The organism is Bacillus sp. P4_D3 (assembly GCF_056401855.1).
In genome coordinates this window covers 1-15,415 of the sequence record NZ_JBFUIN010000058.1, presented here as the reverse complement: position 1 = coordinate 15,415, position 15,415 = coordinate 1, and the positions used below count along the sequence as shown (strand labels likewise).

The 15,415-nt window shown below is 36.0% G+C and carries 19 protein-coding genes; 15 read left to right on the top strand and 4 right to left on the bottom strand.

Annotated features, from left to right (window positions below):
• Nucleotides 1–123: 123 nt before the first annotated feature.
• On the bottom strand, nucleotides 124–1,068 hold the full coding sequence (gene ctaA / locus AC1DTM_RS10355) for a heme A synthase (protein ID WP_016106039.1): 945 nt from the start codon (nucleotides 1,066–1,068) through the stop codon (nucleotides 124–126).
• Nucleotides 1,069–1,565: 497 nt separating this feature from the next.
• Between ctaA and ctaB the strand changes: the two genes are divergently transcribed.
• From ctaB to ctaG, 6 genes are all read left to right on the top strand, one after another.
• Entirely contained in the window at nucleotides 1,566–2,489 is a 924-nt protein-coding gene (gene ctaB, locus AC1DTM_RS10350; protein WP_002111479.1) for a protoheme IX farnesyltransferase, read from the top strand.
• Nucleotides 2,490–2,582: 93 nt separating this feature from the next.
• Entirely contained in the window at nucleotides 2,583–3,632 is a 1,050-nt protein-coding gene (gene coxB / locus AC1DTM_RS10345; protein ID WP_002088304.1) for a cytochrome c oxidase subunit II, read from the top strand.
• A 60-nt stretch (nucleotides 3,633–3,692) separates the two neighbouring features.
• Complete coding sequence (gene ctaD, locus AC1DTM_RS10340) at nucleotides 3,693–5,528, top strand: cytochrome c oxidase subunit I (RefSeq protein WP_171903074.1); 1,836 nt, start codon at nucleotides 3,693–3,695, stop codon at nucleotides 5,526–5,528.
• A complete protein-coding gene (gene ctaE / locus AC1DTM_RS10335) occupies nucleotides 5,528–6,151 on the top strand; it encodes a cytochrome c oxidase subunit III (protein ID WP_000557861.1) in 624 nt (207 codons plus the stop codon). Before ctaD ends, ctaE begins: the two co-directional genes overlap by 1 nt.
• 3 nt (nucleotides 6,152–6,154) lie before the next feature.
• A complete protein-coding gene (gene ctaF / locus AC1DTM_RS10330) occupies nucleotides 6,155–6,487 on the top strand; it encodes a cytochrome c oxidase subunit IVB (RefSeq protein ID WP_002014776.1) in 333 nt (110 codons plus the stop codon).
• A gap of 81 nt (nucleotides 6,488–6,568) precedes the next feature.
• Nucleotides 6,569–7,474, top strand: coding sequence for a cytochrome c oxidase assembly factor CtaG (ctaG, locus tag AC1DTM_RS10325; protein ID WP_002160689.1), 906 nt, complete (start codon nucleotides 6,569–6,571; stop codon nucleotides 7,472–7,474).
• A 36-nt stretch (nucleotides 7,475–7,510) separates the two neighbouring features.
• Here ctaG and AC1DTM_RS10320 read toward each other — a convergent pair whose 3' ends face one another.
• Complete coding sequence (locus AC1DTM_RS10320; protein ID WP_002066906.1) at nucleotides 7,511–7,876, bottom strand: YugN family protein; 366 nt, start codon at nucleotides 7,874–7,876, stop codon at nucleotides 7,511–7,513.
• A gap of 207 nt (nucleotides 7,877–8,083) precedes the next feature.
• Here AC1DTM_RS10320 and AC1DTM_RS10315 point away from each other — a divergent pair, with 207 nt between their 5' ends.
• The 6 genes from AC1DTM_RS10315 (at nucleotide 8,084) to AC1DTM_RS10290 (ending at nucleotide 11,563) form a co-directional block, all read left to right on the top strand.
• Nucleotides 8,084–9,118 (top strand): CAP domain-containing protein, encoded by a 1,035-nt coding sequence (locus AC1DTM_RS10315; RefSeq protein WP_002111471.1) that lies wholly within the window; start codon nucleotides 8,084–8,086, stop codon nucleotides 9,116–9,118.
• Between the two features lie 137 nt (nucleotides 9,119–9,255).
• Nucleotides 9,256–9,693, top strand: a complete 438-nt coding sequence (locus tag AC1DTM_RS10310) for a YlbD family protein (RefSeq protein ID WP_477000209.1) — start codon at nucleotides 9,256–9,258, stop codon at nucleotides 9,691–9,693.
• 11 nt (nucleotides 9,694–9,704) lie between these two features.
• Complete coding sequence (locus AC1DTM_RS10305) at nucleotides 9,705–9,950, top strand: YlbE-like family protein (protein ID WP_002014770.1); 246 nt, start codon at nucleotides 9,705–9,707, stop codon at nucleotides 9,948–9,950.
• A 77-nt stretch (nucleotides 9,951–10,027) separates the two neighbouring features.
• A complete protein-coding gene (locus AC1DTM_RS10300; RefSeq protein ID WP_477000208.1) occupies nucleotides 10,028–10,600 on the top strand; it encodes a histidine phosphatase family protein in 573 nt (190 codons plus the stop codon).
• A gap of 116 nt (nucleotides 10,601–10,716) precedes the next feature.
• A complete protein-coding gene (locus AC1DTM_RS10295) occupies nucleotides 10,717–11,169 on the top strand; it encodes a YlbF/YmcA family competence regulator (protein ID WP_002111468.1) in 453 nt (150 codons plus the stop codon).
• Nucleotides 11,170–11,296: 127 nt separating this feature from the next.
• Nucleotides 11,297–11,563, top strand: a complete 267-nt coding sequence (locus AC1DTM_RS10290) for a YlbG family protein (protein ID WP_002088292.1) — start codon at nucleotides 11,297–11,299, stop codon at nucleotides 11,561–11,563.
• A gap of 55 nt (nucleotides 11,564–11,618) precedes the next feature.
• Here AC1DTM_RS10290 and AC1DTM_RS10285 read toward each other — a convergent pair whose 3' ends face one another.
• A complete protein-coding gene (locus AC1DTM_RS10285; RefSeq protein WP_002111466.1) occupies nucleotides 11,619–12,008 on the bottom strand; it encodes a DUF7147 family protein in 390 nt (129 codons plus the stop codon).
• Between the two features lie 518 nt (nucleotides 12,009–12,526).
• Between AC1DTM_RS10285 and rsmD the strand changes: the two genes are divergently transcribed.
• On the top strand, nucleotides 12,527–13,093 hold the full coding sequence (rsmD, locus tag AC1DTM_RS10280) for a 16S rRNA (guanine(966)-N(2))-methyltransferase RsmD (RefSeq protein WP_016106038.1): 567 nt from the start codon (nucleotides 12,527–12,529) through the stop codon (nucleotides 13,091–13,093).
• Nucleotides 13,090–13,581, top strand: a complete 492-nt coding sequence (gene coaD / locus AC1DTM_RS10275; RefSeq protein WP_000200601.1) for a pantetheine-phosphate adenylyltransferase — start codon at nucleotides 13,090–13,092, stop codon at nucleotides 13,579–13,581. The genes rsmD and coaD overlap by 4 nt, the downstream gene beginning before the upstream one ends.
• On the opposite strand, the gene ylbJ is transcribed toward coaD, so the two are convergent.
• Nucleotides 13,573–14,802 (bottom strand): sporulation integral membrane protein YlbJ, encoded by a 1,230-nt coding sequence (gene ylbJ, locus AC1DTM_RS10270; RefSeq protein WP_016106037.1) that lies wholly within the window; start codon nucleotides 14,800–14,802, stop codon nucleotides 13,573–13,575. The genes coaD and ylbJ overlap by 9 nt on opposite strands.
• Before the next feature lie 112 nt (nucleotides 14,803–14,914).
• On the opposite strand from ylbJ, the gene AC1DTM_RS10265 reads away from it, so the two are divergent.
• On the top strand, nucleotides 14,915–15,415 hold a 501-nt coding region (locus tag AC1DTM_RS10265; RefSeq protein WP_477000207.1), incomplete at its 3' end, for a patatin-like phospholipase family protein.

The following is a 15,415-nucleotide window of genomic DNA, read 5'->3' as shown; positions in this document are numbered from 1 at the left end:
GCTGTAAATTTAGCCATAGAAAAACTGCACCTCCAGTTGTTAGACTGTGTCTAACAACTGGGGTGCAGTTCAAAAGCAGCTCTTTTTTGTGTGTAAATAATACCTTGCCGAATTGGCAAGGTATTAAAGTTTTACTTTGTTTTGTTTAGAAGTTGATTCAGTTTCTTTTGCATTGACTGTACTTCTTGTACCTATCATAACTAAATAGCATAGTACAGCAAACAGGCAAGAAATGAAGAGTGAATGTAATAATGCCATTGCTAAACTAGCATTTGTAAATACGACTAAAATCCCTACTATAGCTTGAAGTGTAACAAGGATAAATGAAATAATCCATCCCCAGTATACTACACGCTGCTGCTTGTAATGACGAATAGCTATAAACATCGCGTAAAGTATCCAAACGAATATTAACATCGCTGCAACTCTATGCCCCATTTGGACCCACTCATGTAGTTGAGTTGGCATAGGTCTGTTTTTACTACATAAAGGGAAGTCTGGACAGGCTAAGGTAGCTCGTTCGTGACGTACTAAAGCTCCTGTGTAGACAACAATATAACTGTAAATTGTTACACCATAAATATGAAATTTCATTTTTTTGTCCATAATAAGTGAACGTGCATCAAATTTCTGATCAATTTCAAAAATAAGACACGTTAACAAGATGACAGAAGCAAATGAAATTAAGGAAATACCGAAATGAATAGCTAATACTGCAGGCATTTGTCCCCAAACAACTGCTGCCGCCCCCATTAATGCTTGTGCAACTAAAAATACGAAGGATAAAATTGCTAACGTTTTTGTTTCGCGCACATGTTTATAATATTTCCAGGACAAGATACAAAGAAGAGTAACAAGGATTCCTGCTGATCCCGATGTTAAGCGGTGACTTAGCTCAATAATAGTTTCCATTGATAAATTAGATGGAAACCATTCACCGTTACAAAGTGGCCATGATTTGCCGCATCCTTGGCCTGAACCTGTTTTTGTAACTAAAGCGCCTCCTAGTAAAACTACTAATAAATCGAGACTTGTAATGACTGCTAACCATTTAATAAAGCGTTGCAATCTCTTTCACCATCTTTCTGCTATGAAGTTATTGCGAAATATTTTCATTCCATTATGTATAGAATAAAACGTGCTACAGTCCTATGATATATAAAAAATAATAAAATAGCAAAGAAATGGAGGGCGAGGACAACCTACGTAGTATAAAGAAAAAAATGGGATTTTAAATACATATTTTAGGTGAAATTCAGGCTGTTTTGAAAAGAAATGGGGAGAATACATGCTAAATATGACAAAATAGTTTATTATAGAAGATAACATCATGTTATGATAAGGATAAACTGGAATAAAGTTTTTTAATGTTCGACACAAAAAGTTCATGTTTTCTTCACAAAATGTTCGGGAAATGTGATTTAATATATTGGAGTATGGGCGTAGATTAGTAGTAGAATGGGTTAACAATATTTCTACTGTAATAATATTGCTGTATAGAAGCGAAATATTTCACATGAAATATGTGCTTAGAAAGATGATAGGTTTAAGAGGGGGTTAAAGTGATGAACCATGCAACAAGTGAGCTGCATGATGAGTCAGCTGTTTCAAGTGTACCGGAAACAACTCGGTTACAAGATTTATCAGCGCTCGTTAAAATGGGGATTGTAAACTCAAATACACTTACTGTATTTACAGGATTTTGGTTGGCTTTACATTTTAATGGATTGAGTGTTATGGACAATCTAGATAAGCTATTTTTCACAATCGTTGGTTCTGCATTAATTATGGCTGGGGTATGTTGTTTAAATAACTACATTGACCGAGATATCGATCCATTAATGGAAAGAACAAAAAACCGTCCAACGGTAACAGGTAAATATAAACCTGGCTTTGCACTTGCATTTGGACTTGTAATTTTACTTCTTGGCTTTGCATTTTTATTACTTACTACACCGATGGCAGTGTTAATCTCATTTATTGGTGCCTTCACGTATGTTGTTTTATATACGTTATGGACGAAGAGAAAATATACGTTAAATACTGTTGTAGGTAGTATATCAGGAGCAGTTCCACCTTTAATTGGATGGGCGGCAATTGATCCGTCTTTAAATCATCCAATTGCTTGGATGTTATTTTTAATTATGTTTATTTGGCAAATCCCACATTTCCTCGCATTAGCGATGAAGCGTGTTGATGAATATCGAAATGCAGGAATCCCAATGCTTCCTGTTGTACAGGGATTTGATATTACGAAACGTCAGATTATGATTTGGACAGTATGTTTATTACCACTACCATTTTATATGAGTGGGCTTGGAATAACATTCATGGTAATTGCAACATTGCTTAACATCGGATGGATCGCATTAGGGTTTTATGGCTTCCGTAAGCAAGATGACATCAAGTGGTCCGTAAAAATGTTTGTTTATTCCCTGAATTACTTAACAATCTTATTTGTGTCAATGATTGTAGTTACATTCTTCTAAGACAACGACATAATTGGATTTCTTTACGTTGAGATTTACTTTACTTAACTATAAAGTACAATCTAATTCACAAAGAAAGTGGGGGTTGTTTGTATGAAGAAACAGTGGCGACTGCTTTCGTTCGTTTCACTGCTGGCTTTACTGTTAGGGGGATGCGGTAAAGCTTTTCAGTCTACTTTAATTCCGCAAGGGGAAGTAGCAAAAATGCAATATGATTTGCTCTTGCTAGCGAGTGCAATCATGGTAGGAGTAGTACTTGTAGTTACTATTATTTTCTTATATGTAATTGTGCGTTTCCGACAAAAAAAGGGTGAGGAAGATTATATTCCAGAGCAAGTTGAAGGAAATCACAAACTAGAAATTATATGGACAGTTATTCCGATTATTCTTTTGTTAATCTTGGCTGTTCCGACTGTTACATATACATTCAAGCTTGCTGATGTAAGTGCGATGGAGAAAAAGAATATTGATAAAGATACTATCGTTGTTGATGTAACAGCGAATCTTTATTGGTGGGAATTTTCTTATAAATCAGAAAAAATAGTAACTTCTCAAGATTTAGTTATCCCCACAGGTAAGAAAGTGTATTTGAATTTGAAGGGTGCCGATATTAAACATTCGTTTTGGGTTCCATCTTTAGCTGGGAAAATGGATACAAATACAGATAATGTAAACAAAATGTGGTTAAAGGCAGATAAATCGGGCACTTATAATGGTTTTTGCACAGAATTTTGTGGCCCATCACATTCTTTAATGCAGTTCAAAGTGAAAGCTCTGGATGAAAGCGAGTACAAAAAATGGCTTGCTGACATGAAGAAGATTGATGGGAAAAAAGAAGTAGCTTCTACAAAGGCGCAAGAAGGTCAAGAAATATTTAATAAAAGCTGCATTGGTTGTCATGCAGTTGGATCAAATGATAGTAGACCACCTTCTGCTCGTATCGCACCGAACTTAGCAAACTTTGCAGATCGCGATATGGTTGCTGGTATTGCCGAAAATAATGAAGAGAACTTAAAAAAATGGCTCAAAGATCCTGAAAATATGAAACCAGGTAATAAAATGACTGGTAAATATGGCAACTTAACGGATGATCAAATTAATGCATTAAATGCATATTTACAAACGTTAAAGATTGAAAAGTAAAGAGGGATCATTTGCGAAGGGGAGGTTGAAAACGTGAGTTCTGTAGCAAAAAAACAGGGGATGGGTGCTGTCATATGGGATTATTTAACGACAGTAGACCATAAAAAGATTGCCATTCTCTATTTAATTGCAGGTGGATTGTTTTTTGTAATAGGTGGAATAGAAGCACTATTTATTCGCCTGCAGTTAGCGATTCCTAACAATGCTTTTCTTGTTGGGGATGCCTATAATCAAGTATTAACGATGCACGGTACAACAATGATTTTCCTCGCAGCTATGCCACTCGTGTTTGCATTTATGAACGCCGCTGTACCACTTCAAATTGGAGCACGTGATGTGGCGTTCCCGTTTTTGAATTCGCTCGGATTTTGGTTATTTTTCTTTGGTGGATTATTTTTAAATTTAAGTTGGTTTTTAGGAGGAGCGCCTGATGCAGGGTGGACATCGTATGCATCTTTAGCTTTAGCCTCTAAAGGACATGGTGTTGATTTTTATGTACTCGGCTTGCAAATATCAGGTATCGGTACATTAATTGGAGGTATTAACTTCCTTGTTACAATTATTAATATGCGCGCGCCAGGGATGACTTACATGCGCATGCCGATGTTTACATGGACAACATTTGTAACATCTTCACTTATTTTATTTGCATTTCCACCATTAACTGTAGGATTAGGACTTTTAATGTTAGATCGTTTATTTGGCACAAGTTTCTTTAATCCGGCACTAGGTGGGAACACGATTATATGGGAGCATTTATTCTGGATCTTCGGTCATCCGGAAGTATACATTCTTATACTCCCAGCTTTCGGAATATTCTCAGAAATCTTCGCTACATTTTCGAAAAAACGATTATTCGGTTATTCCTCGATGGTGTTCGCGACAGTATTAATAGGATTTTTAGGATTTATGGTATGGGCGCATCATATGTTTACTGTTGGTCTTGGGCCTGTTGCAAATGCTATCTTCTCGGTTGCAACAATGGCAATTGCAGTTCCGACGGGTATTAAAATATTTAACTGGCTCTTTACAATGTGGGGTGGAAGTATTAGGTTTACAACACCAATGATGTGGGCGGTAGCTTTTATTCCATCCTTCGTTATGGGTGGAGTTACAGGAGTTATGCTTGCTTCTGCACCAGCTGATTATCAGTTTCATGATAATTATTTCGTAGTAGCACACTTTCATTATGTAATTGTTGGTGGTGTTGTATTTGGTTTACTTGCAGGTGCGCATTATTATTGGCCACTTATGTTTAATAAAGTATTAAATGAAACGTTAGGAAAGATAACATTTTGGTTATTCTTTATCGGTTTCCATTTAACGTTCTTTATTCAGCATTTCCTGGGTCTAATCGGTATGCCGCGTCGTTACTACACATATCTAGAGGGGCAAGGATTGGAAATGGGGAATATGATTAGTTCTATTGGAGCAGTGTTTATGGCTCTTGGAACGATTGTTCTTTTATTCAATGTAATAAAAACAACGGTATCAAAAGAGAAGGCTGGTCGTGATCCGTGGGATGCGCGTACGTTAGAGTGGACAATGCCAGCCCCTACACCGGAATATAATTTCAAACAGTTACCATTTGTTCGTGGATTAGATCCGTTTTGGATTGAAAAACGTGAGGGTAATAAAGAGATGACAGCAGCGGAACCGGTCGGTGATATTCATATGCCAAATTCTTCATTTTCACCGTTTATTATTTCTCTAGGTCTATTTATAGCTGCTTTTGGTGCGATGTATATGCAGGGTGGCAAAGATAAATTTTGGTTATTAGTAGCGATTATCGGTTTAATCATTACGTTTGGTACAATGTTCCTTCGTTCAGTAATTGATGATCATGGATATCATATTCATAAGGAAGATCTAGATGATAAGGGGGGCAAGGCGTAATGCATGTAGATGAGAAATTAACGAATGAAACATTTCCAGCAGAGCCTGAAAAAGCAACCCTTGAGGGGAAAAATAAGTTTGTTGGTTTTTGGTTATTTCTTGGAGGCGAAACAGTGTTGTTCGCTTCCTTATTTGGMACATATTTAGCGTTAAAGAACTCTACAAATGGTGGACCAACATCTCAAGAGATGTTTCAAATGCCACTCGTTTTCATAATGACGATGCTTTTGTTAACAAGTAGTTTAACGAGTGTATACGCAATGTATCATATGAAAAATTTTAACTTTAAGAAAATGCAACTTTGGTTACTTGTAACAGTGTTGCTTGGCTTAGGATTTTTGGGGTTTGAAATATATGAGTTTTATCATTATACGCATGAATTTAAGCATACTATGAGAAGTAGTGCATTTGGTTCTGCATTTTATGCTCTTGTTGGTACACACGGGCTCCACGTGTTGTTTGGATTATGTTGGATTTTAACATTAATCTTTAGAAACGCGAAGAGAGGTTTAAATTTATACAACGCACCAAAGTTTTATGTTGCATCAATTTATTGGCACTTTATTGACGTAGTTTGGGTGTTTATTTTCACTGTAGTATATTTGATGGGAATGGTGGGATAAACAATGGCGGTTAAGCAAACGAATAATCCTAAGGTGGATCTTGTTTATCGGAAGAGAAAAAGTGCAGAGGAAATGAAGCACCAAGTTGTTACATTTTCACTAATGATTTTTTTAACATTAGTTGCATTTGCAGCGGTGGCATATCCGAAAACATTTAGCCCGATTTTTTCGGTTCCATTTATATTATTGTTAGCAGTCATTCAAGTTATATTTCAGTTATATTATTTCATGCATATGAGTCATAAAGGGCATGAAGCGGCGAGTTTCTTCTTGTACTCTGGATTGTTAATTGGTTTATTAACAATATTAGCCTTTATGACAATTGTGTGGATTTAAACAGTGATAGTAGGGGGCTCTGATTTATCATAGCCCTCTTTTTATATGAAATATAAGGATTTTGAAAAGGTAGGTGTGGAAATGGAAAACTTATGGGTATTTGGTTTTCAAGCTTTATGGAGTCCAATTTTTTTATTATTTATGATCTCGATTCTTATTAGTTATTTTTTAATTATTGGACCATATAGAACGCGATTTGAAAATGCGACGAAGGTAAGTAAGAAGCAAATTTTTTATTTTACGACCGGGATTGTTCTTTTGTATTTTGTAAAGGGAGGACCTATTGATTTAATTGGTCATATTATATTTAGTGCACATATGTTTGAGATGGCAGTAATGTATATTGCGGTGCCGCCGTTATTACTGCTTGGTATACCAGTTTGGTTATATCGTTATATTACTTCTTTTAAGTTCATTCAAATTGTGATAAAGTTTTTTGCTAAGCCGCTTATTGCGTTGTTTGTATTTAATGGCCTGTTTTCCTTTTATCATTTGCCAATTGTTTTTGATGCAGTAAAACAAAGTCAAATAGCGCATCCGATTTGCCTTGCTATATTGTTTTTTGCAGCAATGATGATGTGGTGGCCGATGTTAAATCCGCTGCCAGAATATCAAACTTTAAGTGATATTAAGAAGCTTGGTTATATGTTTGCTAATGGTATGTTATTAACGCCAGCTTGTGCGTTAATAATTTTTGCGACTGCACCATTATTTGCAACATATACAGATCCGGCCGCTTGGATGAAGGCAATGGAACTCTGTGTACCGGCGGGTACTTTATCAGATTTAAATATAACTGGACCAGAATTTTTACATTGGATGCCGGTAGTACAAGACCAGCAAACAGGTGGTATCATTATGAAAATTGTCCAGGAAATAGTGTACGGTACGATTATCGGTTATGTGTTCTTTAACTGGGCACGTAGAGAGCGTGAAAAGGATAAAGAGCAGCTGCAAGAGTTACCTCCTTATTTGCAGACGAAATAAAAACTAGCGCATCGTGTTAATGCGCTAGTTTTTTTGTTATTCAATAATTTGAAATTCTTTCAACTCTTTTTCAATATTTTGTAGGAGTTGTTCGCTTTTTTGAAGTACATTCGTTGGGAAAATCTCATCATCTCCATATTCAACGCCATGAGGATAATAATGTTTTCCTAATAAGGGTGGCAATAGTTTTACTTGAGCGTGTCTGCCGCCGATGTCACCTTCAACAGCAAATCCTTGTACACGTAAATAATAAATATCCTTTAATATTTCAAATTTATAATCATATGTAACGCGTTCGTAATCCCATTGTCCAGCAAGTACAAAATGATTGTTTTCCATAATCTCAGTTAAAAGAGTTAAATCAACGACTGCATCATTAAAGTTTGTATTTGTAAATTGCATAGAATACCTCCTTCTTTTAATGTTAGTGCATTATTTTTATAATAGTATGAATAATAAGAAAGTGCAATTCATATTGCGAGAAAAGGGATATTCCAGACTTTTTTCGTGAAAATATGATATAGTGAAAAGAGTACGGTACACACAAAAAAGGAAAGAAAAGGATTTGTGTATATCTCGATTTTATGCTTTGTTCAGGAGGTATATCGTTTGAAGAAATTATTGCGTATCGTAATGATTACATTTTTAATTTTAGCTGTTGATTTATACGGGAAGTTACTCGTATCACAATATATATTAACCCCATCTCACTCTAAGCAAGAAAATAAAATTGTGAAAAAGAAGAAGCAAGTAAATGAAGAATCCACAGATACTGTTTTAAGTATGATTGGTGGGGACTCTGAGAATTTATTAGCGAAGTGGGGCGAGCCGTCTCGAATAGAGCCGTCTGCTTATGGATATGAATGGTGGGTGTATAACCAAGATTTAGCTCAGTATGTTCAATTTGGAGTTGCTGAACGTAAAGTTGTAACGGCGTATGTTGCTGGTGAGCAAGTTAAGGTGGCTCCCTATTATATAAATGAAAAGTATGAAGAGGTATATAAAAAGAATCCACTTTCACATGAGATTTCATTAAAAAGAGGAAAGAATAGTTATCAATTTGAGTTATCTGATACGGAAGTAATGGAACAACCGCTAGTACCTGTAGAAGATGGATGGGCACAATTATACTTTGATCACTTTACACATGAGCTTGTTGGTCTTCGTTATATGGATGATGAAACGTTATTACGACAAAGACCATATCAACTTGTTTATTCAGGTGAATTAATAGCGGAACAGCCGCTGACGCCAGAAAAAATGAAGCAAGTTGAAAATGGGAATATGCAACAAATTCTCGATTTAACAAATGTTATTCGAAGTCGTCATCAATTACCGTTGTTAACATGGGACCAACAAACTGCAGATGTTGCATTTGGCCATAGTAAAGATATGAAGGATAATAATTATTTTTCACACGATTCACCTACTTTTGGTACGTTAGGAGATCGTTTGCAACGTGGGCAAGTGGCTTTTCAACTTGCTGGTGAGAATATAGCGGCGCAACATAGTGATGGAATTGCGGCGGTACAAGGTTGGTTAAATAGTGAGGGTCACAGAAAGAATGTATTAAATGAACAATTTACTGGATTAGGTGTTGGGGTATATGATAAATTTTATACTCAAAACTTTATCCGAAAATAAAATGAAACTTTAATCAGTGGGAGTCTTACTGTCCACAAATAGGGAGATAAAAAGGTGCATGAATCGTCTAAAAATAGGCGAACCATGTGCCTTTTTTTTCTTACAATATAGTAGATATACATGAAGAGGTGAGGATTATGCCAACAACAAAAGGGCCGTTACATCCATYGGTTCAACAGTTTAAAGAGTTTGTAAACCATCACCCTAAAATGGTTCATGAGGTTAGAAGTGGTCAAAAAACTTGGCAGCAATTTTATGAAGAATGGTACTTACTTGGTGAAGAAGATCAAATATGGACAGCGTATAGACCTGATGGAGCACCTGCTTTTTCTTCGGTAAAAGAAAATAAAGAAGAAAAAGAAAGTCGAACAGAAGAGGAAAAAACTGCTGATGTGATGGGGCAAATGCTTTCTTTCTTTAAAAAGTTAGACGTAGAGCAAATGCAACATCATTTAGCAAATGTAACGAGTGCGATTGGTAGCGTGCAACAAGTTATCCAACAATTTCAAGGGAACCGCGCGCAGCCAGAACAAAGTACTTCTGAAAATAATCCTTTTTTCTTTCAAAAGGATTAGGGGGAAAGAGGATGAGAGCAGAGCTTATGGAGTTTATAAAAGCTGATGAGGATTTAGCTCGCTATATTCGGGAACAGCCATACTGGTACCGGAAATTGACGCGTAACCCAGAAGAAAAAGAAGCTTTTGAGTTAGCTGCCATGCAGCATTTCAAAAAAACGATACCAGATAAAGTGGAAAAATTTCAAAATCAATTGGCGGTTGCTTCAATTATGATTGATATGTTCCAGTATATGAAGCAGCAAAATACGACGTAATTGGAAGGGAAAACTATGTCCGTTATGCAAAACTTTTGTTACAATAGAATCGCATTATTTAAAAAAGGAGTTGCAGCATGACGGAAATTTGTTTAGTACGACATGGACAAACTGATTGGAACTTTCAAGAGATTATTCAAGGGCGCGAAGATATTCCACTTAACGAGGTTGGGAAGAAGCAAGCGAGTCAAAGTGCAGCTGCCTTGCAAGCGGAATCGTGGGATATAATTATAAGTAGTCCGTTAATTAGAGCGCAAGAAACAGCTAAGGAAATTGCTGGGGCTATTGGATTACCATCTATTTTATTAGATGAGCGATTTATGGAACGTAATTTTGGGGAAGCTTCTGGGAAACCAGTTGCGGCCGTTAGAGAGTTAATTGCAGAAGGTAATGTAGAAGGAATGGAGCAGGATAAAGAAATTGTAGAGCGCTGTTTTACGGCTTTACAAGAGGTTGCAGTAGCACATGGAGATAAACGTATTATCATTGTTGYGCATTCACATGCAATAAAAGCTATTTTACACGCAATTGCACCAGATGAAATTACATTTAAAACGCCGTTAAAAAACGCATGTATTAGCTACGTGAAAGAGAATAGCGGGAAATGGGATGTTCTTAAATATAATATTGCGGAGCATATTAGTGTATAAGAGTGCAAGGGGATGGTATGAAAAGTAGTTAGTATCATATCTTTCTTTTAGGTGAGACACTTCAATTAGTAGTTCTGTTCCAAATGTGTTATGATGAATACTCGGAGGTGTCTCTCATGATTGTAGCGACGCTGGAAAGCGTATTGATTTTAGATAAGGCAGAGCAGCTTGCAAAAGCGATTATCTGTTCAGATATAGCAGAAGATTATCGTAAGTATTATAAGGATTTACAAGAAGATATAGAGGTCCAGACGCTAATTCAGCAATTTACAGTGATGAAAGAGCGATACGAAGAAGTGCAACGTTTTGGTAAATATCATCCTGATTATACTTTCGTTTCAACGAAAATGAGGGAATTAAAGCGTTCTGTAGATATGCATGATAAGGTTGCAGCCTTTAAAAGAGCAGAAACTGCTTTACAAAAGTTATTAGATGAAGTTAGTGTAGCAATAGGTTCTGAGGTGTCATCTTCCGTTAAAGTCCCAACAGGAAATCCGTTTTTTGATGCGGGTGGCTGTGGCGGTGGTTGTGGTACCGGAGGCGGTTGTGGTTGTAAAAAAACGGGGTAATTTACCCTGTTTTTTAGAATATAGAAGAAAACGTATACAGAGTTTGTCCTTTAATGTCATAAATTTTTGATTGGTTTTCATAAAATATAAGAATATAAGTTTTTAAAAGGAGAAGATGGAGAAGATTATGTTCGGGCAACGACAAAGTATGATTGTTTATTTACATTCATTGAAACATGCCAAGATTTTAAGGAAATATGGTAACATTCATTACATATCAAAACGTTTGAAATATGCCGTTGTATATTGTGATATGGAACAAATTGAGCATATGATGCAAAAATTGAATAAACTTCCTTTTGTGAAAAAAGTAGAACAGTCGTATCGCCCATTTTTAAAAACAGAATTCGAAAATTCGCGTCCTGATCGGGCAAAAGAATACGATTATAGCTAAGTGAAAAAATCCCCTGCTAAATTTAGCAGGGGATTTTTTTATTTGAAATAACGTGTTATTTCATTGGAGGAATGAAATTGTTCATTCGTAAAATACCAATTAGATGATTAAAAAATAGTTCTTTTTCAGGGAAAGTTGTTGATGGTTTTACAGTAAAGGGAGTAACTTTTTTCCCTATTTGTTCCGCCATTTCTTCAAATAAAACGACACGTTTACTTTTCTTATTTTCCAGTAAAGGAATGCCTTCACGACATATGTATAATGGTTGGAAATCACCAGTAGTTGTCGGTTTTAGTATTACAACAAGTGAACACATTTTTTTTTCGTTTTTTACAGTTTCGAATTGTAGCATATGTGTTACACGTTCTTGGTTTGTTTTGGCAATTTCAAGTAATTCATATAAGTCAGAGTAGCCTTCTCCGAGTTCTATAAAGCGTTGAATCATATTTTTTCCTCCTCTTTCTTTTACTGTACCATCTCACTTTTTAAATGAAAAGTAGACAAATAAAAAAACCCTGCAAAGCAGGGCCCTTCTAATACTAGTATGTACTACTAGTAAGAAGGCAAAGGGAGAGGAGAAACCGGAGGAAGAACTTATGGGGAAACGTAAGTCTTCTCCGCGGTTGGCAACAACATCGAAGATGATGTTGTTATATTTATTTATGTCCAATCTGAATGAAGATATACATAATGAAATTAAAATTTATGTTAGGCTTTTTATTTTTCTTTTTTTTATTTTATGATAGGATAAAAAAGGTAAAGTGGAACTGATGTACATAAAGGGTTTTTGTTCGCAAATAGTGAGATGAATATGCAAGAAATAGCGAACGGTTATTTTAACTAAAGTTCTCTATAGGTTAAGTAACGAATTAGTGAAGAATTGTATGGTTTGGTAGCGGTTACTGACTTGAGATGGATTTACTGTAATCGCTCGATAGATTGAAATAAAGGTAGTGACAACAGATGAGAGTAGTTTCAGGAAAATGTAAAGGGCACCCACTTAAAGCGGTACTTGGTAATACAACACGTCCAACGACAGATAAAGTGAAAGAATCTATTTTTAATATGATAGGTCCTTATTATGATGGTGGTATCGCTCTTGACTTATTTGGTGGTAGTGGTGGTCTTGGAATTGAGGCCATAAGTAGAGGGATTGATAAAGCGATTTTTGTTGACCGAGATAGTAAAGCGATAAAAGTCATTCATCAAAATTTAGAAAGCTGTAGAATACAAGAACAAGCTGAAGTGTATCGAAATGATGCGGAACGGGCGGTAAAGGCGCTTATAAAGCGTGAAATATCATTCGATCTTATACTAATAGACCCTCCATATAAAGGTCAAAAAATTGTGTCTTTAATTAGTGTGATCGATCAACATGGATTGTTAAATAAAGATGGCATCATTATGGCAGAGCATGGGGATGACGTGGTTTTACCTGATTCCATAGGGGAACTTGTAAAAGTACGGGCAGAAAACTACGGGATTACAGCAATTTCGATTTATAAGTATGAAGGTGAGGGGACAGAATGACAAGTATAGCTATTTCTTCAGGGAGTTTTGATCCAATTACCCTTGGACATTTGGATATTATTAAAAGGGGAGCAAAAGTATTTGATGAAGTATATGTAGTTGTTTTAAACAATTCATCAAAAAAACCATTCTTTTCGGTAGAAGAACGCCTAGAGTTAATTCGAGAGGCGACAAAGGATATACCGAATGTAAAAGTTGATTCACATAGTGGATTATTGGTGGAATATGCAAAAATGCGTAATGCAAATGCAATATTACGTGGTTTGCGAGCGGTTTCTGATTTTGAATATGAGATGCAAATTACTTCAATGAATCGAAAATTAGACGAAAATATCGAAACCTTCTTCATTATGACAAATAATCAATATTCATTTTTAAGTTCAAGTATTGTGAAAGAAGTTGCGAGATATGGGGGAAGTGTAGTAGACCTTGTTCCTCCGATTGTAGAGCGTGCTTTAAAAGAAAAGTTTCAAACCCCGTTAAAGTGAACGGGGTTTTTCTTTATGAATGCGTAAAAACAATAAGATAACATATAAATATAAACAAAATAAGGTGAAGATTGGTCCGTAGTGTATAAATGATGTCCAAATATCAGTTAGTGTGTAAGAATGATTCAATAAAAATACGGGAAGATCTTCTTGCGTAGGCGAGAAAGAATGAACCTTTTCATAAAATGGCCCCCAAAATATAAAAGTGAAAATAGGAGCGAGAATACTTTGGATAATTCGAGCTAAAAAATATGGTTTAAAGCGGATATCTGTCTCCGCTAATATGCTTGCTACTTGTGCCTGAATAGAAAGGCCGCTAAATGCTAAAATGAAGCTTGTTACCATCGCTTGTTGAAGAAGTGTTGATTCATTAATTTGACTAATCATTTGGCTTCCAAGCGTCATTTCAAAAATACCGGATAATATCGGAATACTAAATTGGGATGTAAGTTGGAAGAATGATAAAATATGTTGCATAATAAAAGAAAGCGCTTCTGTAATTTCGAAAACAGTAATCATTTTATTTAAAACAGAGAATAAAATAATAAACCCACCAATCATGAGYAATGTTTGAATAGAAGAAACGATAGCGTCACCGAGTAGTTTTCCAATCGGTCTTTTTTCTTGCATACGTGTTTGGTGGAGGATGGAAAAAGGGTTTTGAAAGGCACGCTTTTGATTCGTATGTTTGTCTTTTATGTAAGTATCGTTATTACCATAAAAGCGCATAAGTAATCCGACGATAAAGTTACTTATATAATGTGCTGCTGCTAATACGAGCCCTAATTTCGGATTATTGAAAAAACCAATAGAAACCGCTCCGAAAATAAAAAGTGGATTAGAAGAATTTGTGAAAGATACGAGTCGTTCCGCTTCGATTTGTGTTAGTTGATTGCTCTTGCGTAGTCTAGCGCTTAATTTGGCGCCAGCGGGGAATCCTGAAGCCATTCCCATTGCCCAAACAAACCCACCTACCCCTGGAACACGAAACAGTGGACGCATTAGTGGTTCTAATATAACACCGATAAATTTTACAATACCAATACTGATTAGAAGTTCCGCAATGATGAAAAACGGTAGTAGTGAAGGGAATACAACTTCCCACCATATATTTAACCCGCGAATGGAAGCTTGCAAAGCAGCTTGGGGGTGAAGTACAAGAGAAAAGGTTAAAAATAACATTGATATGGTAAGAAAAGCAGTTTTCCATTTTTCGTACATGTAAGAAAATCCCCCTTTGTCCCAAAAACGTTCATTTCAGTATACGTGGATATGTGGTGAATTTAGACCATAAGTATGAAAAAGGAATGAAAAAAATTAAAGGGTGAGAAAAATGAAGGAACCAAAAATCGGTTTAGCGCTTGGATCCGGAGGTGCAAAAGGTTTTGCTCACATAGGGGTAATAAAAGTATTAAGGGAAGCTGGTATCCCTATTCATATGATAGCAGGTAGTAGTATAGGAGCGTTAATTGGTACATTCTATGCAGCGAGTTGTGACGTTGAAAGACTGTATAAATTGGCAGCTGTTTTTAAAAGGAAATATTATTTGGATTTTACAATTCCTAAAATGGGATTTATTGCTGGAAAACGTATTAAAGATATGATTAAAATGTTTACATATAATAAAAATTTAGAAGAGTTAGATATCCCGACGGCTGTTGTGGCTACTGACATTTTGAAGGGGGAAAAAGTTGTTTTTACAAGCGGTCCGATTGCGGAGGCGGTTCGAGCTAGTATATCTGTGCCAGGGGTGTTTGTTCCAGAGAAAATAGATGGCCGCTTATTAGTGGATGGAGGGGTAATTGACCGTATTCCCGTATCGGTTGTAAAAGAT

Coding starts and splice junctions, on each gene's coding strand:
- ctaF (WP_002014776.1), top strand. CDS start 6,155: ATGGCGGTTAAGCAAACGAATAATCCTAAGGTGGATCTTGTTTATCGG.
- coxB (WP_002088304.1), top strand. CDS start 2,583: ATGAAGAAACAGTGGCGACTGCTTTCGTTCGTTTCACTGCTGGCTTTA.
- AC1DTM_RS10285 (WP_002111466.1), bottom strand. CDS start 12,008: ATGATTCAACGCTTTATAGAACTCGGAGAAGGCTACTCTGACTTATAT.
- AC1DTM_RS10320 (WP_002066906.1), bottom strand. CDS start 7,876: ATGCAATTTACAAATACAAACTTTAATGATGCAGTCGTTGATTTAACT.
- AC1DTM_RS10290 (WP_002088292.1), top strand. CDS start 11,297: ATGTTCGGGCAACGACAAAGTATGATTGTTTATTTACATTCATTGAAA.
- rsmD (WP_016106038.1), top strand. CDS start 12,527: ATGAGAGTAGTTTCAGGAAAATGTAAAGGGCACCCACTTAAAGCGGTA.
- ctaB (WP_002111479.1), top strand. CDS start 1,566: ATGAACCATGCAACAAGTGAGCTGCATGATGAGTCAGCTGTTTCAAGT.
- AC1DTM_RS10305 (WP_002014770.1), top strand. CDS start 9,705: ATGAGAGCAGAGCTTATGGAGTTTATAAAAGCTGATGAGGATTTAGCT.
- AC1DTM_RS10295 (WP_002111468.1), top strand. CDS start 10,717: ATGATTGTAGCGACGCTGGAAAGCGTATTGATTTTAGATAAGGCAGAG.
- coaD (WP_000200601.1), top strand. CDS start 13,090: ATGACAAGTATAGCTATTTCTTCAGGGAGTTTTGATCCAATTACCCTT.
- ctaG (WP_002160689.1), top strand. CDS start 6,569: ATGGAAAACTTATGGGTATTTGGTTTTCAAGCTTTATGGAGTCCAATT.
- ctaD (WP_171903074.1), top strand. CDS start 3,693: ATGGGTGCTGTCATATGGGATTATTTAACGACAGTAGACCATAAAAAG.